Annotated in this window: 23 protein-coding genes and 1 pseudogene; 7 read left to right on the forward strand and 17 right to left on the reverse strand. The window is 60.4% G+C overall.

What is annotated here, in order from left to right:
- Nucleotides 1-17: 17 nt before the first annotated feature.
- Entirely contained in the window at nucleotides 18-1,877 is a 1,860-nt protein-coding gene (locus EPK99_RS23160; RefSeq protein ID WP_245582545.1) for a sensor domain-containing phosphodiesterase, read from the forward strand.
- Nucleotides 1,878-2,189: 312 nt separating this feature from the next.
- Here EPK99_RS23160 and EPK99_RS23165 read toward each other — a convergent pair whose 3' ends face one another.
- Nucleotides 2,190-4,289, reverse strand: a complete 2,100-nt coding sequence (locus tag EPK99_RS23165) for a relaxase/mobilization nuclease domain-containing protein (protein WP_164901862.1) — start codon at nucleotides 4,287-4,289, stop codon at nucleotides 2,190-2,192.
- A 448-nt stretch (nucleotides 4,290-4,737) separates the two neighbouring features.
- On the reverse strand, nucleotides 4,738-5,106 hold the full coding sequence (locus EPK99_RS23170; RefSeq protein ID WP_128445465.1) for a MobC domain-containing protein: 369 nt from the start codon (nucleotides 5,104-5,106) through the stop codon (nucleotides 4,738-4,740).
- A gap of 466 nt (nucleotides 5,107-5,572) precedes the next feature.
- Between EPK99_RS23170 and EPK99_RS23175 the strand changes: the two genes are divergently transcribed.
- The 3 genes from EPK99_RS23175 to EPK99_RS25825 all read left to right on the forward strand — a co-directional run bounded on the left by EPK99_RS23175 (nucleotide 5,573) and on the right by EPK99_RS25825 (nucleotide 7,405).
- Nucleotides 5,573-6,256: a ParA family protein gene (locus tag EPK99_RS23175; protein WP_164901863.1), complete on the forward strand. Its 684-nt coding sequence runs from the start codon at nucleotides 5,573-5,575 to the stop codon at nucleotides 6,254-6,256.
- Nucleotides 6,253-6,633 carry a hypothetical protein gene (locus EPK99_RS23180; protein ID WP_128445467.1) on the forward strand — a complete coding sequence of 127 codons (381 nt, stop codon included), beginning with the start codon at nucleotides 6,253-6,255 and terminating at the stop codon, nucleotides 6,631-6,633. The genes EPK99_RS23175 and EPK99_RS23180 overlap by 4 nt, the downstream gene beginning before the upstream one ends.
- Nucleotides 6,634-7,021: 388 nt before the next feature.
- Nucleotides 7,022-7,405: a WGR domain-containing protein gene (locus tag EPK99_RS25825; protein ID WP_245582554.1), complete on the forward strand. Its 384-nt coding sequence runs from the start codon at nucleotides 7,022-7,024 to the stop codon at nucleotides 7,403-7,405.
- A gap of 38 nt (nucleotides 7,406-7,443) precedes the next feature.
- Here the strand turns inward: EPK99_RS25825 and EPK99_RS25410 are convergent, their stop codons facing one another.
- Together EPK99_RS25410 and EPK99_RS23190 are read right to left on the reverse strand one after the other, a co-directional pair.
- Nucleotides 7,444-7,614 carry a hypothetical protein gene (locus EPK99_RS25410; protein ID WP_164901848.1) on the reverse strand — a complete coding sequence of 57 codons (171 nt, stop codon included), beginning with the start codon at nucleotides 7,612-7,614 and terminating at the stop codon, nucleotides 7,444-7,446.
- Nucleotides 7,615-7,913: 299 nt separating this feature from the next.
- Nucleotides 7,914-8,225 carry a DUF736 domain-containing protein gene (locus tag EPK99_RS23190; protein WP_128445468.1) on the reverse strand — a complete coding sequence of 104 codons (312 nt, stop codon included), beginning with the start codon at nucleotides 8,223-8,225 and terminating at the stop codon, nucleotides 7,914-7,916.
- A 755-nt stretch (nucleotides 8,226-8,980) separates the two neighbouring features.
- On the opposite strand from EPK99_RS23190, the gene EPK99_RS23200 reads away from it, so the two are divergent.
- Nucleotides 8,981-9,259 (forward strand): HU family DNA-binding protein, encoded by a 279-nt coding sequence (locus EPK99_RS23200; RefSeq protein WP_128445470.1) that lies wholly within the window; start codon nucleotides 8,981-8,983, stop codon nucleotides 9,257-9,259.
- On the opposite strand, the gene EPK99_RS25970 is transcribed toward EPK99_RS23200, so the two are convergent.
- The 7 genes from EPK99_RS25970 to EPK99_RS23230 form a co-directional block, all read right to left on the reverse strand.
- Nucleotides 9,249-9,371, reverse strand: coding sequence for a hypothetical protein (locus EPK99_RS25970; RefSeq protein WP_281033493.1), 123 nt, complete (start codon nucleotides 9,369-9,371; stop codon nucleotides 9,249-9,251). The two genes, EPK99_RS23200 and EPK99_RS25970, sit on opposite strands and share 11 nt — an antisense overlap.
- Nucleotides 9,372-9,973: 602 nt before the next feature.
- Nucleotides 9,974-10,285, reverse strand: coding sequence for a DUF736 domain-containing protein (locus EPK99_RS23205; protein ID WP_164901864.1), 312 nt, complete (start codon nucleotides 10,283-10,285; stop codon nucleotides 9,974-9,976).
- Between the two features lie 663 nt (nucleotides 10,286-10,948).
- The gene (locus EPK99_RS23215; protein ID WP_128445471.1) at nucleotides 10,949-11,365 is read right to left on the reverse strand and encodes a hypothetical protein; all 417 of its coding nucleotides are present in this window, start codon (nucleotides 11,363-11,365) and stop codon (nucleotides 10,949-10,951) included.
- Nucleotides 11,362-11,628 carry a type II toxin-antitoxin system prevent-host-death family antitoxin gene (locus tag EPK99_RS23220; protein WP_128445472.1) on the reverse strand — a complete coding sequence of 89 codons (267 nt, stop codon included), beginning with the start codon at nucleotides 11,626-11,628 and terminating at the stop codon, nucleotides 11,362-11,364. Before EPK99_RS23220 ends, EPK99_RS23215 begins: the two co-directional genes overlap by 4 nt.
- A gap of 154 nt (nucleotides 11,629-11,782) precedes the next feature.
- Nucleotides 11,783-11,947 (reverse strand): hypothetical protein, encoded by a 165-nt coding sequence (locus tag EPK99_RS25415; protein WP_164901865.1) that lies wholly within the window; start codon nucleotides 11,945-11,947, stop codon nucleotides 11,783-11,785.
- A gap of 407 nt (nucleotides 11,948-12,354) precedes the next feature.
- The gene (locus EPK99_RS23225; protein WP_128445473.1) at nucleotides 12,355-13,281 is read right to left on the reverse strand and encodes an ArdC family protein; all 927 of its coding nucleotides are present in this window, start codon (nucleotides 13,279-13,281) and stop codon (nucleotides 12,355-12,357) included.
- Between the two features lie 17 nt (nucleotides 13,282-13,298).
- On the reverse strand, nucleotides 13,299-13,505 hold the full coding sequence (locus tag EPK99_RS23230; protein WP_128445474.1) for a hypothetical protein: 207 nt from the start codon (nucleotides 13,503-13,505) through the stop codon (nucleotides 13,299-13,301).
- 110 nt (nucleotides 13,506-13,615) lie between these two features.
- On the opposite strand from EPK99_RS23230, the pseudogene EPK99_RS26115 reads away from it, so the two are divergent.
- Together EPK99_RS26115 and EPK99_RS23240 are read left to right on the forward strand one after the other, a co-directional pair.
- Nucleotides 13,616-14,538: pseudogene (locus EPK99_RS26115) on the forward strand (AraC family transcriptional regulator).
- A gap of 81 nt (nucleotides 14,539-14,619) precedes the next feature.
- Nucleotides 14,620-15,363 carry an SDR family oxidoreductase gene (locus EPK99_RS23240; RefSeq protein ID WP_128445475.1) on the forward strand — a complete coding sequence of 248 codons (744 nt, stop codon included), beginning with the start codon at nucleotides 14,620-14,622 and terminating at the stop codon, nucleotides 15,361-15,363.
- A gap of 34 nt (nucleotides 15,364-15,397) precedes the next feature.
- Here EPK99_RS23240 and EPK99_RS23245 read toward each other — a convergent pair whose 3' ends face one another.
- The 6 genes from EPK99_RS23245 to EPK99_RS23270 form a co-directional block, all read right to left on the reverse strand.
- A complete protein-coding gene (locus tag EPK99_RS23245; RefSeq protein WP_128445476.1) occupies nucleotides 15,398-15,997 on the reverse strand; it encodes a hypothetical protein in 600 nt (199 codons plus the stop codon).
- Nucleotides 15,998-16,352: 355 nt separating this feature from the next.
- Nucleotides 16,353-16,739, reverse strand: a complete 387-nt coding sequence (locus EPK99_RS23250; RefSeq protein WP_128445477.1) for a hypothetical protein — start codon at nucleotides 16,737-16,739, stop codon at nucleotides 16,353-16,355.
- Complete coding sequence (locus EPK99_RS23255; protein ID WP_128445478.1) at nucleotides 16,736-17,623, reverse strand: DUF7007 domain-containing protein; 888 nt, start codon at nucleotides 17,621-17,623, stop codon at nucleotides 16,736-16,738. Before EPK99_RS23255 ends, EPK99_RS23250 begins: the two co-directional genes overlap by 4 nt.
- The gene (locus EPK99_RS23260) at nucleotides 17,620-18,093 is read right to left on the reverse strand and encodes a hypothetical protein (RefSeq protein WP_128445479.1); all 474 of its coding nucleotides are present in this window, start codon (nucleotides 18,091-18,093) and stop codon (nucleotides 17,620-17,622) included. The genes EPK99_RS23255 and EPK99_RS23260 overlap by 4 nt, the downstream gene beginning before the upstream one ends.
- A gap of 92 nt (nucleotides 18,094-18,185) precedes the next feature.
- Nucleotides 18,186-19,958 (reverse strand): ParB/RepB/Spo0J family partition protein, encoded by a 1,773-nt coding sequence (locus tag EPK99_RS23265; RefSeq protein ID WP_128445480.1) that lies wholly within the window; start codon nucleotides 19,956-19,958, stop codon nucleotides 18,186-18,188.
- A gap of 1,079 nt (nucleotides 19,959-21,037) precedes the next feature.
- The gene (locus EPK99_RS23270) at nucleotides 21,038-21,346 is read right to left on the reverse strand and encodes an integration host factor subunit beta (RefSeq protein ID WP_128445481.1); all 309 of its coding nucleotides are present in this window, start codon (nucleotides 21,344-21,346) and stop codon (nucleotides 21,038-21,040) included.
- Between the last annotated feature and the right edge of the window lie 41 nt (nucleotides 21,347-21,387).

Here is a 21,387-nt window from a genome sequence, read left to right on the forward strand (position 1 = left end):
TGGAAGAAGGAGCGGCCATGCTGATTGAAGTACAAAACAGTATTTTGAAGATGGTCGCCCAAGGCGACGATCTCGATGCGACGCTTTCCAAGCTATGCTGCGAGCTGGAAATACTACTGCCAGGAACACGCGCGTCAATCTTGACCCTCGATACAAACGGCCTGCTACACCCTTTGGTGGCTCCGAGTTTACCGCGAGACTATTCCGCCGCCCTAGATGGCATTGCAATCGGCCCGGCCGCGGGATCATGTGGGACAGCCGCATATCTACGACGCGTTGTCGTGGTGGACGATATCGAAAGCGATCCTCGGTGGTCGGCTTCCAAACATCTGGCTCAGGCTGCGGGATTGAAGGCCTGTTTTTCCAGTCCTATTTTCGGCAGCAGGGGTCAAGTTTTAGCGACATTTGCGCTTTATTTCGAAGAGCCCCGTGGACCGACGGCATTTGAGCAAAGCGTCGTGGAAGGATGCCTTCCGCTCTGCATGATAGCTTTCGAACGTTACGGGCGGGTACTGGAGCGGGAACGTCTCGCCTACACCGATGCACTGACCGGGCTGACCAATCGCGCCAAATTTAATAAGGATCTCGAAACGGCTCCAGTATCAGGCTGGTCACTTTTGCTGATCGACATCGACAACCTCAAAAATGTCAACGACACCTTCGGTCATGCCGCCGGCGACGACCTGATCGCCGTCGTAGCGGCAAGGATCGCCGGCGCCGCCGGCGTTTCCCGAGCCTATCGTATTGGTGGCGACGAGTTCGCGGTCATCCTCGATGACGCGACAGCCATTGACCCGGCCGAATTGGCCGAACTTATCGGCCAGAACGTGAGTATACCGGCATCCTGCGGTGAGCACACCGCATTTCCGACCATCACGATTGGCATTGCACATGCGGCAACCGGCCTAAGCGTTGCCGAAGTGCGGCAAAACGCCGATATCGCGCTATACCATGCCAAGGAAGAGAACCGCGGAGGCGTGCTCATCTATGACGCCGCGCTGACTACGGCGATTTCCAGACGTTCAGAAGCGATCCACAAGGTGGCCACCGCCCTGAAAGAAGACAGGATAGAGGCCTGGTACCAGCCGATCGTCCGCATCGACACCGGAGAGATCGTCGGCGTGGAGGCACTGGCGCGCATGCGCACGGTCGATGGAGCCATCGTCCCGGCCAGCGAATTTTTCGAAGCGACCAAGGACGCTCAGGTTGCGGCAGCGCTGACCCGACGGATGATCGAATGCATCGCTCGCGATGTTGGCGCGTGGCTCAGGCTCGGCATACCGTTTCAGCATGTAGGCATCAACCTGTCTGCCGCGGATTTTTCTTGCACGGACTTGCCCGAGAGTCTCGAGATCGCATTCAAGCGGGAGGGGGTGCCGCTGCACCATGCCATTCTTGAAGTAACCGAGTCCGTTTATCTCGGTGATCGTGATCGCCGTGTCGCGAAAAAGATTGCGTCGTTGCGCGCCGCAGGCTTGCGCATCGCACTCGATGACTTCGGAACAGGTTTTGCCTCACTCACCCACCTGATCACCGTGCCCGTCGATATTATCAAGATAGACAAGTCGTTTACCGCTCTTTTGAGTCCTGACGACCCAGGTACGGGTGTTGTGGAAGGCATCCTGCATATTGCCAAACGTCTCGGCATTAAGGTCGTCGTGGAAGGTATTGAGACCCTAGAACAGGCCGAGCTTCTCCTGGAGCGAGGCTGCGTTCTCGGACAGGGCTATTTGTACTGGAAAGCTTTGCCAGCTGATCAGATATGCGCACTTCTGCGCGAGCGTGGGCAGGGCCGGGACAGCGTTTCAGAGCTGAACGAAGCCCTTGTCCGCCTGAGCGGACATCCCGGTTCCCTTCTTCAACGAGGCATGACCTAATCAACCAGCCTGCAACGGGCACTTACCGCAGATTGCAATGGCGCCCTGATGCGCCTATCAAACCTTCATAATGGGCACACTTGCAACAGAGGCGGTGTGCGCCACTGGAGCAGCGGCGAAAAGGACATTAAAGAGCAGACGCGTATCAAAAAATGACGGCCCGCACCCTGCCGTCCAAGAGCTAGCTAATCGCACATCGGCAAAAGCTTCGCACCTCCGGCAGCAACGCCTCGAGCTCGTAACTATACAGGACCTCCTGCTGATTCTCTTCGCTTGACGACCGCTTTAGATCCAATGAAATGCGAAAGCTTCTCAGCGCTCAGCACCATCGCGGCCGTTGTCCCGCTGGCGCTCCTGTTCGGCTTGGCGCAGGGCCTGCTGGCGCCGATCCTCATTCGCTTGCTTCGCGTTCCCCGCCTGTTCACGTACCGCGCGCGCGGTTCTGCCAGCGGCGATCGCCTGCTGCTGTGCGACGATCGCTGGATCGGCAGCGGGCGGCGTAGCGCGTTCTGGACTACGCGCCTCGTCAGCCCGTGTGGCGGGGCTTGTGCCACCTGCCTCCCCAGACTTCACTGCGGACGGGATTTGCTGCAACTCGATATCCCGCCGCTGTTCGGCGAATAGTGCGGAAATTTCCCGTCGCATCTCTTCGACCGCCTGACGTTCACCACTGCTGTCGACCATGGTCTCCAGGCGATCCATCGACTTATTGGCACGGGCTACGCGCTCGTCGAACTGTTCCAGCGATAGGGGCATGGCTTCTTCCTTCTGTTGTTTGATATCCGAAACAAGAGTTCTGAATTCTGTGGTTGGCGACGGCGCGATCGCGTCCTGCGACAACGCTTCGAACCGCCTCTGCAGCCATGGTGATGGAGCGCCGTCCTTTGAAGAACCCGCAGCATTGACGGTCACGGCAGCGCGCAGCCCTTGCGCAATAAGTCGCGCCTGCAAGGCTTGAGTTAGAGCCTGCGTTTCACCGCCAAGCTCAACGGCGTCGGCCTCCCGAGCGATTTCGCGCTCGATCTTGCTGACGCTTGCCGTTGTGGGAGTGAGAACGTTGACTGTCTTACCAGCGACAGAGACGAATTGATCGCTGGCACCGGTGGCATTTCGAACTGCGGCAACCATTGTCGCGCCGTCCAGGCCGCTCTCGACCTCCACCTGGAGAAGCACAAAGCCAGGAGCGGGCAGCATTGAGACGGTGGGGACGTTCGCGGCAGCTGCAAACCGGTCCGCCGCCTTGATGACCAAAGTCCTTGCGCCAACCCGCCTCAGAACGGCCGCAGCCGCCTGCCATTTCGAAGCGAGCGCCAGATTGCCATTGGTAAGCGACGGGCCGTCCACGACACCGGCGCGCTTGCGCTCGACACGGTTACTGACGGTTAGGGTCTTGAGATAGCGAGGATCGCTTCTGCCGCGCTCATAGGCGCCAACCTGGGCCTGGCTATACGGCCGCGTCGCTGCGACATCGGCCCGTCGGGTGGCGACCATGGCGATACCATGCTCGCGCGCCTTCGCCGCGAACTTTTCCCGCCACTCATAGAGTTCCGGCTTGGTGAACCGCAGCGCCTTGCCAACATCATCCCGCGCGGAGATCATGGCGTGCACATGGACATGGCCGGTTTCGGGATGGTGTGCGGTGATCCAGCGATGGCCTGCGACCTGTTCGCCCAGAAAATCGCGGACTGCACGCTTCATCGCCTCCGCATCGGTCCCTGCCCGTGCGGAGAAAATCACATGGAAAGCATTGCGCGGCTCGACGGATCTGATGTGGCCTGACCATTCCCGCCACAGGGTGTCAGCCTGTTCTTTGATGGACGGACCGCGCTTCACTGTTTCTCCGGCGCTCGTCCTGGCCCCCTTTTCCGTTCGAAGAAATTTTTCCATGAAGTATCGGGAGGACTTCTCCGAAACACTGGCCCCGAGAATCCGGACCGAAGCCGAAATGCCGGCATCCGCCAGCCGACGTGCGAAATCAGCCTCCGCATTTTCGGCGGCGCGTGTCGAGCCTTCGCCTGTTCCGCGAGCCCTGAGCGCGCCGGCCAGTTTCCTCGCCGGCAAATCGGTAACAGCGTAGACTGATACATGGCCGTCGGGATGCCGGGAATAAAGGAAGGGCCTCGACCCCATGGCGGCGTTCAGCGCGTCATGGAGCACGGTGTCATCGATATCGTCCGCAAATATGATCGACAAGGTTGCTACGGAATTGACCGTATAGGCTTCGCGAAATTCCGAAACCCATTCCGACAAGACCGCGGCGCGACCCTCTCGGGTGGTGATAGTGATGCCATTTTGGTCGGCGATCGGAATGTTCACCTTTTCCTTCCCGCCGTTCTCCGTCTCGACGTCGCGCGTGCCGAGATAGGCGATCAGACCTGCGGCCGAGGCCCGGCTGGAGACGGTCGATGTCACCTTGATGACAACTGGCTGAGCGCCGGCAGCGACGGCCGCACAGCTGACAGTTTCTAGGGACGCGTTCCTCCTTGCAGACGGGGCTCGTGCATCGGCCAAATAACCTGCAGAGGCCACCCCTCCTCCCCCGCCGCCACCCGAAGACCTGCGCAGCTCGTCGTCCTGCTCCGCTTTCCCCCGGGCGCTCAAAGCAGTGACCAGGGCGATAACCTCACCGTGGGAGGTTTGTGCTGGCCGCAGGACAGACGCGATGGTTGCTTCGCTCAGGGACGGGATCGAACGTCCGTCCTTGCCGGCGATCCCTGATGGAAGAAATCGTACGCTTTGCTCCCGACCAGCGACTGCGGCCCCGCCGGCTCTCCTCCGACGCATCTGGTCATCTTCGTCGATCACCGAAGTGCCCCGGGGGGCTGCATAAGCCTCAACCTCGCCCAGGAGACCGGTCCAATCATGTGCCACGCGGAGGCCTCCTTCGCTCCTTGCGGCTGATGCGCAGCATCAGATCGACGTCCGTCCTCAGCTGAAACACGCCCCTGAGAAGGTGCCGCAAAGCGGCGTCGAGATGCGGCTCATACCCGACCCGGCCTTCGTTCATCGCTCGGACGGCCTGGTTGAGATTGATGCCGATCCGGCGCAACTCTTCGTTCGTGCCGCGCAAAGCGTCGGCCGCTACCGGCCCGACCGGCAGTGGAAGACCCGCCTTGTCCCGAAAAAGAAGACGGATCACGTCGCTGGCGGTACGGTCCTGACCGCAGAGCGCGGCGAGAGCTTGCCGTTCCTCCGGCTGCAAACGGACCCTGACCACCTCGCTGCGCATCCTCTGTTCCTTCTGCAAGGGTGCCGGAGGCTCCCCAGAGCGCCTATGGGCGCGAACCTGAGCCCTGCCGGAGGCGGGGCGACGTCGAGTTTGTACCACAAACTTGACTATCCTGCCACAAGAAATAAACTATATTTTGTCCAATTTCACACGAAGATGCGATCTCGCGCCTGCCGGCGTAAACGAGTGTCCACTCACCAAATTCAATCGTCATCAATTGATCGTTGCTCACGCTGGGACTGCTCGCTGAATCGCGATTAATTGTTAGTTGAGCCGTTATAAACCGGCAGCAAACAACGCTGCCGCTGTTAATTGCCAATGAGCAATGGGCGATTGCTCATTGCTCGTTGTCATCGGGCAATTATCCACCATCAATCACCAACAGGGAACGAACAATCATCGACACCTACGTTGCGAACGGGAAGAGAAGAGATTAATTATAGTTTTTTTCTCGGGAGCCATTGCCATGATCGTTACCATCGCCAACCCGAAAGGCGGGACAGGAAAGACAACCCTCGTTCGCGCGCTTTCCGGAACGGCCGCCCATGCGGGCAATGACGTATTCCTGATTGACGCCGATAGCCGTGCCAACACGATGCGTTGGGTGACGATGTCGAAACAAATGAATGTCTGGCCGGAACGGCTGGAGGCGGAAAGCTGCCTCGACCCTAACCGCATCTACAAGCTTGCCCTTGAGCGCCAAAATGAGGGCAAGGTCGTCTTCGTCGACATTGAGGGCACGACGAACGAGAACCTGTTCGCTGGCCTTTATTGCGCGGATATCGTTCTGATCCCGCTTCAGACGACCCAGGACGATGTGGTCGCAGGCATGCAGCTCGCACTCAACCATATTCCGGTGGTCGAGGACGACCAAAAGCGCAAGCTGCCGACAATGATCGTCATCAATCAGCATGATCTCGTCAGCGGTCGCGCCAAGGCCCATGCACCACTGCGTGAAATCCTGCGGGAAAGTGGCGTCGCCCTTGCCTCGCAACCCATCGCGCGCCGGGCGTCCTATCAATCGATCGGCGCGGCCGGAACACTCCAGACCATCTCCAAATCCGACCCGAAAGCCATCGCGGAGATGGAGGCACTGCTGGGTGAGCTCCTTGCTCTCTACAGGTCGTCCGCAAGGGAGATCGGGCTATGAGCGACGGGACCGAAAACAAGAACCTTGTCCTTGGGTTGATATCGACCGGTGGTAAACGTCCGTCCGTGCGGGAAAGACCGGCTCCGACGCCGGCGCTTGAAAAGCCCGAAGGCGACAGCGCCTCCTCGTCAAAGTCAGGCGCCGCCCGGACCCAGTTTCGCGACCTGGTCGCCAAGGGCGAAAGCCGCGATCCGATCGCCGGGAAACGCTTTCGCGACAGCGAGAAACTTACGACCGGCATCCATATCCGCGCGGAGGTCCACAAGACGCTGAAGATCCTTGCCGCGATAGAGCGCCGCAAGTTCAACAGCTATATCGAGGAGGCAATCGACGACTATCTCGAAAAGATCGCGGATCGCATTCCTGACATTTCGTAGTTTCAGCGAAGCAGTCATTGCTCGCGGGTTGCGGTTTATCGCACCGGTCTGGCGGCCCGTCTCCGCACTTGTCGGTCGGGCGCCGCCATCGCTTCTTGCTGCGGGAGGATCGTTACCGGCAGGACAAAACCGCGCAGCGGGTTTGGTAAGCGAAGCGCGTAGAGCCGTCCGTCTGAAGGACGGCCCGCCCCGACAATTCAAGACAGCGATCATTACCATGGTCATGGCCCACGTATCACCGCCGTGAATCGAAAGCGGGTGACCGATTCAAATCTGTCATTGGACCGCGTCGCCAAAATCACAGATTCTTGCTGGTATGCTCACTCAGCCCTATCAGCTCTATATCGAACGCACCGATCCGGCCAGGAATATGGCGCGCTACTATGTCATGGACATCACCGAGACGCTGTTTGGCGAGGCATGCCTCACGCGGACATGGGGCCGCATAGGCGCAAGGGGTCAGGCAAAGGTGCATCTGTTCGATCGCGAAGAAGAAGCCGTCCGCCTGTTCCTTGATCTCACCCGACAGAAAAGGGCGCGGGGATACCGGCCGAGACCCGGCGCCGTGACATCCTCAGACCAACACTGCCCCGACGCGGAGCGGTCGGCGCACGTCTGTCAACCTCGCGCCTTGGTGACGTCGACGGGACGCCCCGGCCTCCAGGATGTAGGAGGTCTCAAGCGCGAACCAGCCTTGAGCGTGGTTGGCCGATGCAGCGGCCGGAGGGAGCAGCCAGCCGACAATGAATATCGAGTTGTAAACACAATCTAGAATGAAAAGCCGACGTTTGTCGGCAAGGTATGCCGCCCTCAGAAGGGCGGCTCGGCTTCGATTGAACCGTCCTGCTCGGCCAGCACGACGGCCAGCTCGGCCCTGGCAAGCTCAAGCTCGATTTCGATCTGGGGGCGCTCTGCGGCGTCACACACGCTGTTGAGTTCGGCCCGAAGCTCTTCGATTTGGATTTCGAGGTTCATCGTCATCATCTCATCTCCTTGAGTTTGTGAAAGACGATGACCGGCGGCGCGGCGGCATGGCGGGGTCAAGGAGCGCGCAAGCGACCGCCAGCGGCGGCGAGTGGGGGAGCCGAAATGCGAATGCATTTTGGGGGTACCGCTCGTCCTTGAGGCCGCCATGCCGTCGCGGCACCATAGGATGATCTGATCAGACCACTCCTCTCCGTATGGCACCAAAGAAGTCGAAGGCGGGCTCGATGCCCGTCTTCGGCTTTCCGTTTGGGTAGAGAAAGGCCCCGCCTGATTGGCGGGGCCGGTGGCGATCCTTAGTCGCGGTTCGGGCGGGACCAGATCAGCTGGTAGCCGTCCTCACCTTCGACTTCGGAGAGCGTTGCGTAGATCGGAGCCGGGAAGCTCGGGTCGTCCAGCTTGACCGAGAGGTAGTCGCGGTCGGTTTGCTCGGAGCGCTTCTGCCAGGCGGCGCCCAGTTCGACATTGCCCGCGTAGATGCGGAAGTGCGGGCCCTTGTCGGAGGGGTTATCAACACGGGCGATGCGGGCCTTGACGTTGAGAGCGAGGGTGCGGATCGCGCCAGTGAAGCCGGCGTCAGAGGTGGTGAAGGTGCCGATGGTAGCCATTGTGGTGTCCTTTCGATGTTTCGGGCCGCGCCCTTCGCGGCCTCGATGGCAGTCGCAAAGACCGGGGACGATCGGACCGCACCCCAAAGGGGCTGGAACGAAGAGGAAGGCGGCCGGGAGAGAGTTTCTTGTCGCGCGAGGAATGGCGGAACCCGGGGTCCCCGCTCGACTGGTCGAGTGGGGTGGGTTCCGGCAGGGGAAGAAAGTCACGGACGGCCGTTGCGGGAAGACGATCGAGGCGCAGCCGCTCTCCGGTCAGACATGCCTCATCGAGCCCGCAGAAGTGCCGGACCCATGGGGGCGAAAGGACGGGGCCATGGCAGCGTGCACGTTGACTGATCGCTCCGATGCTGGATGCCGGCAACATTGCTCCCTGGTTTCAGCCGAGGCCGTACCAGCTTTCACCAGCCGTTCCCTGGAAGGTCAGCTGTCATTCGTCGCTCAACACGCGCAGATGATGACGGTTTCGGCTTGCGCCGCAGCCTGGCTGTGTCGATCGCGGTCACTCCCGCTGTCGCCAAGGATGCGAAGGTCGCGCCCCCGCGCCACCTTCTGCTCGAGGCGCTGCTTACGTCGCTGCAGGCTTCTTAGAACGAACGTGACCTGCGGGTCTCAGCCCTTCGGATCCGTCCCCTCCCCGCAGAAACCCGCTATTTCAGTGGATTGGGCATGTCGCGGCATGGATCGCCCCTACCCTTGCCCCGAGCGGAGTGCGATAGCGGAAGAGATCATCAATCACACAGGAGATTTCTTCCATGACGACCACAAACGAGATCGCAGACAAGATCGCATCGGAACAGAACCTGACGAAGGCGCAGGCCAAAACCATCGTCGAAAGCGTGTTCAAGCAGATTGCTGACGCGGCACAGGCAGGCGCGGAAACGTCAATCCCTTCCTTCGGCAAGTTCAAGGTCAAGGAAACTGCGGAGCGCGAGGGCCGCAATCCGGCGACCGGGGCAACGATTAAGATTGCTGCTTCGAAGAAGCTGACGTTTGCGCCTGGCAAGACGGTGAAAGACGCGCTCAACGGCTGAGGCCGCGAAGCGCGAAGCCGCCCCAGAAGGGCGGCACGCGCTCAATGAGGCCCTCCTGCTCGGCCCAGAGCGCCGTACGTTCCTCCAGCGCGCTCGTCGGGATAAACAGCATTCCGGGCCTCGGCACGTTATCCTGACAGTCAAGCTGTTTTCAGCTTTTATAGAACTGTTCTGAGATCAAACCGACGGGAGTTTTTCATGCAAACGCGCCTCACATTTTTCGCAATGATCATTGTGGGGGTCGGGTTGGCCATTCTGCCCGACATGAGATCGACGCTACCGCCTATCCCGAGTATGAACCTGAGTGACTCCTTTTGGCTGCTCTACTCGTATATCTTGCAAGGCGTATTTACGGCCAGTCTCGGCGTTCTTCTTCTCGTACGCCCGTCGCGTGCCGCTTCGATGAATGCGACCGGTGAAATCTTGTGCATTGAAGACGCTGCCCGGCGCGTCATATGATCATGTCTTCATCAGGCTTTGCCAGAGGAAGGGCGCGATGCGCCCTTCTTTGTCATGCGACATCTGCGAGAAAGATGTCGATATAACGCGGGCGACTTTCAGTCTCGGCCTCGCGCGATTTCCTGAACTGCTGGAACCCGCATAACTTCAAAGGCGGCGATGGCACCAGAAAAACCGGAGGCGGGCTCGATGCCCGTTTCCGGTTTCCGATGAACAGGAGAAGAGGCCCCGCTTGTGGCGGGGCCGGCGGCGACCTCAGTCGCGGTTCGGGCGGGACCAGATCAGCTGGTAGCCGTCTTCGCCTTCGACTTCGGAGAGGGTTGCGTAGATCGGAGCCGGGAAGCTCGGATCGTCCAGCTTGACCGAGAGGTAGTCGCGGTCGGTTTGCTCGGAGCGCTTCTGCCAGGCCGCGCCAAGCTCGACATTGCCAGCGTAGATGCGGAAGTGGGGACCCTTATCGGAGGGATTGTCGACCCGGGCGATGCGAGCCTTGACGTTGAGGGCCAGAGTGCGGATGGAGCCGGTGAAGCCGTTCTCGGTGGAGGTGAAGGTGCCGATGGTAGCCATTGTGATGTTCCTTTCGCTGTTTCGGGCCGCGCCCTTCGCGGCCTCGATGGCAGTCGCAAAGACCGGGGACGATCGGACCGCACCCCAAAGGGGCTGCAACGAAGTGAAAGGCGGCCGGGAGAGAGTTTCTTGTCGCGCGAGGAATGGCGGCGACCCGGGGTCCCCGCTCGACTGGTCGAGTGGGGTGGGTTCCGCCAGGGGAAGAAAGTTTCGGACGGGCGTTGCGGGAAGACGATCGAGGCGAAGCCGCTCCCCGGTCAGACATGCCGCATCGAGCCCGCAGAAGTGCCGGCAATAGACATGAAAGGAAAGGCGCGGTGGTGACCCCTGCTTGCCGTCAATGGCGCCGGTATAGGCTTAACAGCCAGCCGCTAGCCCCTTAGTCGTTTAACTTAGCCGCACCAGGAAGCGCGACCAGCCTTACAGAGGTTCAAGCTTCATACTCGGTCAAACCTCGCAGATCGTCGTCGACCGCGTTGTGGCTTGCGACCGAAGCACTCACAGGCTCAGTCACGGTCAAGGTGATCACCCGCCGTCATGGAGCGCCTAGTGCCTCAAGGTCCGATCAGTAACGATGCGGCTCTTCCGGACTCGATGCGTACGTCAACAGCAGTGCCAATCGCCGCCGTCCCTGTAGCCAGGCGATGTCGGTCTCCGCAGGTGTTATCGGAAGCGGCTGATTTCTGTAAGGGACTTGCGGCGCACGATGAACTCGCGAAGCAGGGGCAGGAAAAACGCCTTGCTGAACCGGCCGATCGGCGGCTCGGGCTCGAGATAAAACGAGCGGCCGATAACATCGCTGTTGAACTCGTCGAGAATGATCCAAAGCCGGAGATCGGTATCCAGTCCTGCTCGTCGCTTTTCGATCGAGGGAATCTCGGCGGCAAATCGTGCCTGCTCGGGCGGCTTGGTGGTAATGGGAAAGAACAACACCAGATCGCCATTTGGCCGCGGAATTCTGACACCAACTGCGACCGGACGATTTTTCCGGCCTTCGGTTTCGCCTTTGCCGTCTTCCCGCGCCCAAAGATAGGGATAGCGAACGATCGCAGCGCTCTGGATGTCGTCATAGCCGCTCATCGGCCAGCCTCGTCGCTCTCGGCATACAGATCAACCGCTGCCTCGAACTCACCGAGCAAGCCGTCCGGCATGGTTTCAATCGTGCCGGTCGATCGGGAATCGGACTGGCGCATAAGTCGATCATAGTCCTCGATGTTAAGCAGGATCAGGCGCGGCTTGTTGCGCTGCGTGATCATCACAGGATGACGAAGCGCCTCTGCAATAATATCGCCCGACTTTCGCGATAGATCGCTCGTCGTATAAGAACCACGCGGGTGGGACATGCTGACCTCCTGATGCATCGTGTCGATGCAGGTTGAACGCGCTAGCGCAGTTCCAGCATATACAGCATTTCTGTATATGCTGGAACTGATTTCTGCGGCGGGCGTTTGGCTCTCATGGTTGGGTGCCGTGCCGGCTCAATCAGCCGGCCGACCCCTAGTAGGGGTCGTACTCATACATGACCTCAACCTCATCGCCGTCGATTTCGTCGGCGGGCAGGACGCCGAACTCGTCGCCGGATCTGAACAGGACGACCGGGACCATCAGGGTGCGTGCGAGATTGAAGGCGTGGTTTTGTGCGAGGCTGAGATCGTGTGACATGGCAGGTTGGCTCCATCCGGGAGCGGGACCATTCCCGCTCGATGGCTCCCCCTGAAGTCGGGCCTCCGGCCGCGATCACCGCAGGCTTTGCCTGCGGCGGCACGCTTGCGTAGTCCGACCCTTTACGGGTTGATCGTAGAAGGCCGGGGCTCGACGGAGCCCATCGACAAAGAGCGGGCATGGTTCTGCTCCCGGGAGGTGACTGCGGATATCGCACCCTCTAGTTCTCGCTGCAGCACATCCGCCTGGTCAAACAATGCGGCATGCCGTCGTTTAGTTAGCCGATGAGGTCAAAGCCCGCACATGCCCCCGCACTCGTGCGGCCAGAGGTCGAGTTGGCCGTGATCGGCTTCGTCGATAGGTCGGCATCGCTTACTGGCACAGGAGCGAAAGGTGAGGCGCGTTCATCAGGCCGCCTCCTTCTCTTCAGAAACCTGAGGCTGAAGGCCATGCAGGTAGGCCGCTGCGCGTTGCGCGTGGGCTGCAGCCTGGAAGATCGCCCGCTTGTCGTTGGCAAGCACCGATAGCCATGACTGCAAATAGGAAGCGTGATCGAGTCTCGGCTCCAGTTCGGGAACGATACCGAGATCGGCGCAAAGAAAGCAGCTCCCAAGCTCGGCGATCAATTCCTCGCGGGCACGCTCGCTCCTATCGCGTGGATACCGGCTGAGATCGCGACCGACCCGGTCTGAGTGCGCTGTCCAGTGGACACTTTCATGACTCAGCGTCCCGACATACGCCTCTGCATCCCGGAAACTCTCAAACGGCGGCAGCTGGATGACGTCGCTACTAGGAGAATAGAATGCCTGATTGCCGCCATGGCGGATGATCGCGCCGGTATTGTGGAAGAACCGATCGGCCTGAGCGATGCGCTCGACAGGTTGAGATGTCGGTTCGCTGACACCACGATATCGGTCCGGCAGACCGTCGATCTGCTCGACATTAAAGACAGTGTACGCCTTGAGAAACGGAATATCGCGCTCGACCTCGCCCTCGTTTCCATTGGCTTCTGTCTTGGTGAAGCGGCTGGCATAGATGACGGTGGTACCGGTTTCGCCCTTGCGAACCGCGGCACCCAGTTCGAGTGCCTGCTTGAATGTCATCCACATCGGCGAGGCATAGCCGCGCGCCGTGCCCTCCGACCACAACAGCAGCACGTTGAGGCCGCTATAGGGCTCGCCATTGTGACGAAGGGGTCGGCTGATCCGGCCCGTGGTATTGGCAACCGACCATGGTTTCATCCACGGGCGGACACCCTGTTCGAGATCCGCTACGATCCTGTCCGTGATCCTCGTGTAAAGATCAACGCGTTCCTTTTCATTCTTGCTTGTCATCTTTCAAAACCTCAGATTCAGGGCCGCTCCATGCGGCCCGTTACGGCGGTCTCAAAGCGGCGGGCAAAGGAGGCGTGCACCCGCAGTTCGCCGGTTACGCCGGCGACCAGGGCCGCAACGAAGAGGAGGACAGCAAAGCTGTTGCGCGGCAACGGACCGGCGCCAGACCGATCAACCGGAACGGGACGAGGGGGAGCAGCCTCCCTCTTTGCCGTTGCTGCCACGGAAAACCCTTCTACCTTGACCGACGGAGAGAGCTAAACTGACGTTGATGGACAGCGGTCCACGGACGCTCTATAGCGGAATCACCACATTTTGTTATGGACAGTCCCGAATGGATCCTCTTAGCGATATGATTGCATTGCTACGGCCGAGCACTGCCATCTCGAAGCCGATCACCGGCCGGGGGCGGTGGGCCGTTCGATACATGGCTCATGATGCTCCAGGGTTTACCATCGTTTTGAAAGGCGGATGCTGGCTTGCGTTCGATGACGCCGCGCCGCTTGAGCTCCAGAGAGGCGACTTTGTCCTCTTGCCGTCGACGCCTGCCTTCACTCTGAGCAGCCATCCCGGAATGCCGGCGAATTACGAGATCCGATGGAAACTGCTGCTCGCCACGGTGAACAGGACGGCGATGCTGACTTCGTATCTTTAGGCGGCACGTTTCGAATTGAGCCGGCCAATGCCGCGTTGCTTCGCTCACTTTTGCCGCGCATGATCTACATTCCGGCGTCGGAGGGCCGCGCACCCAGGCTCACCCGCGTCCTTCAGCAGATCATGGAAGAGTGCGAGAGTGAAGAACCCGGCAAGGAGATGATCCTGCAGCGCTTGCTTGAAGTTCTTCTCATTGAAGCTCTTCGCTGGCGTGGCGTTGTCGATGACGAAGGTCGGACCGATCTTCTCAACGGCATGCTTGACCCTGCCTTAGCCCGGGCTCTTCGCGCGATACACGCGGATGTTCGGTCAGACTGGACGGTCGCGGATCTGGCGAAGCTTGCTGGACTGTCGCGCTCGGCCTTTGCAGCACGTTTCGGCAAAATACTTGGCTGTGGACCGATCGAATATCTCTCCCGCTGGCGCATGGCGCTAGCGAAGGATGCCCTGATCCGCGGCACAAAGACGCTAGACAGGATCGCCGACGAGGTGGGTTACGAATCTGCCAGCGCGTTCAGCACGGCCTTTCGCAAGCGTCAGGGCTGCTCTCCAGGCCGGTATGCCGGAACAGTAACAGCTCGACCTGCAACTCTGGACGCCTGAGCAATAAAACTGGACGTCAAATTATATCCCATCCTGACCGGAAGGCCTACCAAGGGTCATCACGAACGGATGGAGATCCTTATGAAGACGATTATGATTACCGGAACGTCCTCTGGTTATGGCCTTGAGACCGCACGTCACTTCCTTGCCAACGGTTGGAACGTGATCGCCGCCATGCGCACGCCCAATCCGGACGTCCTGCCACGCTCGGAGAAACTGCGGATTCTACCGCTGGACGTCACCAGTGACGAGAGCATTGCTACCGCCATCAAAGCCGCTGGTCCGATCGATGTTCTCGTGAACAACGCTGGCATCGGTGTGGTCGGTGCATTCGAGGCCACCCGGATGGCGCACGTCCGCAGAGTGTTCGAGACGAACACATTGGGCGTCATGGCCATGGCGCAGGCTGTAATCCCGCAAATGCGCGAGCGTCGTTCGGGCACCATCGTCAACGTCACGTCCAGCGTGACATTGGCGGCAATGCCCTTGGCCGCCGCCTACACGGCAAGCAAGCAGGCGATCGAAGGCTTCACCGGCTCGCTGGCGCATGAACTGGCGCATTTCGACATCCGCGCAAAGCTCGTCGAGCCGGGTTATGCCCCAACGACCCGTTTCGCTCAGAACAGTTCGGTGAGGATCGAGGATATGATCCCTGCGGCATATGCCGATTTCGCCAAGCCGATTTTCGAGGCATTTGCAAAGCCTGCGCTGACAACCAAGGAAACGGACGTCGCAGAGGCAATCTGGGCGGCAGCGCACGATACGACCGGACAGCTCCGCTTTCCTGCCGGACCTGACGCTGTTGCGTTGGCCAAGGTCCGTTAAGCAAGAGGCGGGACCGAAGTCCCGCCGTATGGCCTCACTCGAAGGCCGACATCTGGGCGGCGGCGGCCTTGCGGTCAACAGTCTGGCCAGGATTCTCTACGGGGCGGTCGAAGGGTTTCCAGGTTTCACCGACGATCTGCTCGTAGGCTGATACAGCACCCTCGGCGGCCATCCGCAGCGCATGTGCCTGGATGCCCATGTCGGCTGCGAACTCGCGTTTGCGCTGGGCGGCGCTGTCGTACCCGACCGGACCGTCGAGATCCTCGTCGCGGTGATCGCCCGCACCCTTTGCGGTGGCGTCACGTGCTTCGGTGACAGCCCGGCTGTAGAACTGGCCGGCACCATGGGCTGATCCGACATAGGCACCGACGATCCGCTGGAGATGGATCTGCATCGCCCGCTCGCCAAGCCCATCGGAAAGAGCCGTGGCGGTCTCGACGAGCAGTCGCTCGTGCAGGTCGCGGACACCATCGCTGTCGAGGATGGCCGTCCCGAAGCTTTCGGCGATCTTCAGCGCCTGCGTTTCATTGGGGCATGTGAGGCGGACCATCTCGATCGTGGCACCCTTGCGAAGCGGGACAACGCGGGCAGATGGGCGAGAGGTTTGACGGGACTGGGTTACGGGTTTTGCCATGATGGTTTCCTTTTCTCGTTCCCGAAGCGGTTCCGGCCCCCGGCCGGTCTGTCCTTCGGTGCGGTCGAAAGGAACCGGCGCAAGCCGGGCGGTTCAGGGTCCGGGCGGGCCAGATCGAGCGAAGCCGGTGCGCGGGAAAGCAGGGCATCTGCCCTAGCGAAGCCCGCGTGCCTGCTTTGTCGAGAGCGGCATGACCGGCCGCCCCGCGGCGCTATAGCGGCCTTGAACCGAACGGGCGCTGGTTCAGACCGTCACAAAACCGAAGGACAGGCCGACCGGGGATCGGACCGGACACAAGGCAGCGAAAGGAACCCACGCAAAGCCCACCGGATGTCCATCAATAGATCAGATCCCGCTACGCTGTTCGCCCGCCGCTCCGATCTGAATCGAGATCGTCCTCAGTTCCCTGCCCTGCGCCAGCGCAATCATGCATGAGGGAGATACGAGCATGAAACGATGCGAATGCCGCTTCCTGCCGAGCGAGCTTGCTGGAGAGCGCATCGATGTCCGGCTGGCACTCCGCTGTGATGGCGGCAAGATTGGAACGGTAGCGGCAGAGGAAGGCTTCGTGCTCCAGGCGCTTACCCCGGCGATGTCCGTGTCGGCGTTGCCCAAGTGACGGGATCAGCGCTGTCATCTTGCGGATGATCTGGCGTTCGATGAGGTCGATCTGGTGGCGTGTCTGACGACATGCCTCTTCCAGACGCCGCAATTCCACTTGGGCGTCAATGGAGTGCATCATGTCGCGCACTTCCCCGACCAGGTGACGAAGCTTGACGGACCATCATAGGCTGCATGCCGCGTCTCATCGATGACAAAGCCGAAACGACCCACTCCGTATTCAGCAGCAGGCACCAGAAAGCGGCGCTCCTCGAGGTGGGCATCTCGCTGGCCTCCCCGGGTTGCGATAACTTCCGTCATGCCAGGATGATGGTTCGACCGGAGAGCGGAGATCACGATCCAGTCGTTGGCATGTTGTGTTTCGAACGCACGACGATCCTTTGCATGGGATTGGCCAGGCGCCAGAACACGTCCGAAGATTTTCTCCCAGGCAGCGGGTTGCCAGTCCCTTATCGTCACCTCTGCGCAACGCCGCTCAAAGCCGGTAAACAGATCCGGAAATGTGATTGCCACGGCCGCCCAGGCGCAATCTTCCTCGTAAAATCCGTCTTCGACCCGCAGTGACGGATGAACCTTGCAGTTCCGCAGGGGTGAGAGCCTGAAGCCACCGTGACTGGCCGTCGAATGGCGCTCGACACCATCGGCATAGACTGTCGTGTGCTGCGACAGTCCCCATGGCGTGTAAGCACGGGCGGAAATCTCGCATCGACCCAATCCCCGGCTCTCGCGCTGATGCTCGGCATGTTCGAAGACGCGGGCGCGAAACGCCGCCTCATCGGCAAGGTCACCGGAATGCCCGTGGAAATCCGCTCGCCGCCATTTGGAAAGCGGCGCGGCGATCTTCCAGCCGGTCGCCAGATAATGCCGCTCGCCTCGACCCGGCAGCATGGCAAAGGCGGCGTCGCCGACACGGGCGACCGTATGACCTTCCATAGACCGACCAAAAGAAACCCCCGGAAAGCCGGGGGTGCCGTCGGCGTCGGATTTGGCGGGAATCGTGCTCATGCCACGGCCCTCCCTTCCACGATGTTTGCGGCGACCACGTCGGTCGTGACCTCTTCCACCACGGCATCGGGGTAGCCGTGTCGCGACAACCATTCCTCCACCGCTGGCCGGGACGCGGCGAGGTGTACAAGCTCCGCGTGGTCGCCGGCACGGTCGAATACGCGGAAACTGCCAATCGCCGGAGGCTCGATGATCGTGAATGTCAGGCTTGTATCCAAAGAGAACGTCCGGCGGACCCGGATAGCGATCACGCCGCCTGCGCCATAGTCAGCCTCGTGAAGGGTAAAGCACGGCGGCACGGCATGCTTGCCGCCGGTACGCTCGCCCTGCTTACGGATCAGGCGACCGCTGCTGTTGTTGGTCCGCCAGGCGGACAGCTTTTTACGGTGGCGTTCAGGTGGACGTGGCGTGCCGTCCGACCAGCCAATGATCGAGCCGATCGGGGCACTCAGTGCGATATGAGCAGACATGCAAATTCTCCCTGATTTTCGAGGGTGCTGAAAACAAAACCGCCGCCAGAAACTGGCGGCGGCGATGGGGATCGGGATGTGAGACAAAGCCTCTATTCGGCGGCAATGCCGTAATGGTCGTCGGTGGAATGCTCGTCGTCTACGACATCATCCGCATCCTCGCCGGTACCCAGACCGGAAGAAGCCGGCTCGTTTTCGTCATCGACTGACCCCGTTTCCGAGCCGTCATTATCGGCACCATCTTCGTCCATGCCGAGAGAAGCCTCGTCGGCATCTTCGTCAGGTGTCGCACCTGCTTTGAGCAATTCAGCAAGCTCTTCCGTCGCCGGGGCAAACAAAGCAGACCCATGAACGAACCTTTCCTCCTTGAAGTGATCGACAAGCGCTGCGCGGGTTTCCTTGACCTTCTGGCGCGGAGGAACGGCGGTTTCCTTAGCCGAAGCCTCCAGCGCCTGGCGCGACAGGCAAGACAGGAAGCCTTCCGTGCCCATGTTGGGCAGGAATGCGTCAGCTCCGATCGCGTCGCCCGCGATCCGTGCTGCTACGCCACTGTTGGAGGCATTGCGCCTGCACGACAGCACATCGATCAGCACGGAACGGGCCGCGATACGCAGCCTGTCCATGTCGATATCGACCTTGCCATTCTCGTCGAGCAGCGGAACCACGTGGCGCTTGAACCGCGCCGAGCCGAAGACATTGCCACCGGCACCTGTGTCGACGCGGACGTTAAGGCCGGCGAAGGCGATCACCAGCAGCGCCATCAGCATATCGTCCTCGATCGGTGCCCGGCCAAGCGCTTCGTGCAAAGCGTCGGTGCGGAAATCGCCGATCATGTCCTGGCCTTTCTGGGTAACGTCCGGACGCGGCTTTGACACAACCTCGATGACCTCATCACCCTGAACACCATCGGGCGAGCCCGCATTGCCCTTTGGCTTCTTAACCTCCGGCATCCGGAAATGGAACGACTGGACCTTGCCATCGCGGTCGAGATACATCGCCGTCAGATCGCCCTTGCCCGGCTTGCCATAGACCCGGTCGGCCTTTGCCGGCAATTGCGGCTGGCCCCAGCTGTTGAGTTCGACGATCGCGCCCTTCTTGGGCAGATTGCTCGTCATCCATTCTTGCTGAGCACCGAGAAAGGCCTCGACATCCGTGGTGTAGCGGCTGTCTTCGTCAGCCGGTGCGAACAGGTCCTCGACCCAGGCAATGCCATAGGCCTGCGAGAGATCATCTCCAAAGCTCGCGTCCTTGGCATACATGCGGGTCTTGCTAAGGCCATTGGCAATCGCCCACCACGATGCGGTGTCGCCCTTCTTCGGCTTCTGTGCCTTCCAGACTTCTTTCTGGTCTTCGAGCGAAGCTGCGGCGATCGTGCGAAGCTGTTGCTCGGATGGCATATCGCCCTTGGCCATCTGCTCGAGCATGGCTGGCAGCACATTGGCCAGAAGCCGAAGTTTGCGGATCTGACGGACGGGAAGAGCGAGAGCGACAGCAATCGCCTCCTCGGTCCAACCGAGCGCGACCAGACGCTCGATGCCACGCCACTGATCAACGGGGTTGAGCGCCTCGCGAACCGAGTTTTCGACCATCGAGCGCATGGCACCGTTGTCGTTGGCGGCGTCCACGACAAGGATTTCGATTTCGTCCAGTCCGGCGGCGATGGCAAGGCGCACGCGGCGATGACCGGCATCGATGATATAGCCATTTCCGCCATCGGGTTCCGGTGCGACGACGGGCGGCTGGACGATGCCGACGGCCTTGATCGTGGCCAGCATCAGCGCGTCGGCCTGCGGCGACGACTTCAACTGGCGCATACGGTTGGGATTTTCCTTCAGCGCGCGCGGGTCAACCTTCATGATCTGCATGGGAGCTGTCCTTTCGAGAGGTTCCGGACCGGCACCTTGCCGACCCTTCCTGTCTTCATTTTTCGAAGACACCTCCCCGACCGCCGAGCGGCCGGACTGCCGCAACTGCGGCCGAGCATCCCTGCTGTGCGGGACGAGCGGGGCTAAAAGCCCTGCGAAGGCCAAGCGGCCGGGATCGCGCAGGCGGCGGTTGAGCGACAGCGTCGGTGGGAGGACCGGTCTGCGACCGGTTCATCCTTCCTGCTTTCCTTTTCAACCCTCTCTTCTCAGTTCAAGCCCACGCCCGAAGACGATAGATCTTGGCGGCAGCGCTACCTGGAGGACGGGCCGAGGTTCGGCGCCCTAGGAGGGCCAGCGCGTCAGCCATCATACGCTTCAAGATGAGAGCTCTGTTTTCCGGTGCGGCGAAGGCAGCTTCCGGGATAGCAACAGCAGCAGGCGAGGGATTGGCGGTTTCGGAGGGCGGGCCCGGAAGGGGCTCTTCGACCATTGCGGGGACAACGATGGGTGTGATCGTTGTTTCATCGGACTTTACCGAAACGGTGACCTGTGCTCCGGAGCGGAGACGGTGACCCCCGTTTGAGCGGCCTCTCGCTCGTCCTGAGCTTCTACCAGCGATGACTGCGTTACAAGAAAAAAAGGCATGTTTTTCCACGGAGTGTTGTGATTGAGGTCTCGTCTGCAAATCGGTCTCGGTCAAGGTGGAGGACCACGTTTGCGGTCGCCTCCGACGCAAAAGAAGGCGCTCGACCCGTGAGGGGAGCGCCTTCTTTTGGATCCCGGGACAACATCAAACACCGCTGCGATTGCAGTGATATAATCGCTCTTCAAGCTGTCGAGCGGAGGGGTCTGCGCAAAAGCCCCCTGGGTATAAACCTCTCGAAATGGTCGGACGAGGCGAACGAAGAATAAAAAAAATGGGCCGACGGAAAACCGTGGCCCATGAAGTGTGGAGGTAATACCTCCAGAGGGGAACAGCTGATACGGCGGGAACTGGGAGGAAACCCGCCAAATGCATCAACTGAAGGCAGTATGGCGACATTCTGTGCATATTGAAAGTCATTTATTGTGCAGTGCAGCTATGCGTTTGCCGCCGGATCAGGCGCCCCGCCATCGTTGATGCGCTCCTTGAGCTCCTTGCCAGCGCGAAAGAACGGCACCCATTTCTCCTCGACGAAGACCGCTGTGCCGTTCTTAGGGTTTCGTCCAGACCGTGACGGCCGGTGTCGCACGACAAAAGTCCCGAAACCTCTGAGTTCAACCCGTTCTCCGCGTTCCATGGCGCTTGCTATGTCGTCAAGAATAGTATCGACGATCCGCCCCGCGTCCTGATGATAGAGGTGCGGATTGCGTGCGGCGATAATATCGATGAGTTCGGATCTGATCATGGAGCTTTTGTAACGCATCTGTCGGGTTTTGGAAGATCGGC

Origin of the sequence: Neorhizobium lilium (assembly GCF_004053875.1) — a bacterium.
In the GTDB taxonomy this organism is placed as follows: domain Bacteria; phylum Pseudomonadota; class Alphaproteobacteria; order Rhizobiales; family Rhizobiaceae; genus Neorhizobium; species Neorhizobium lilii.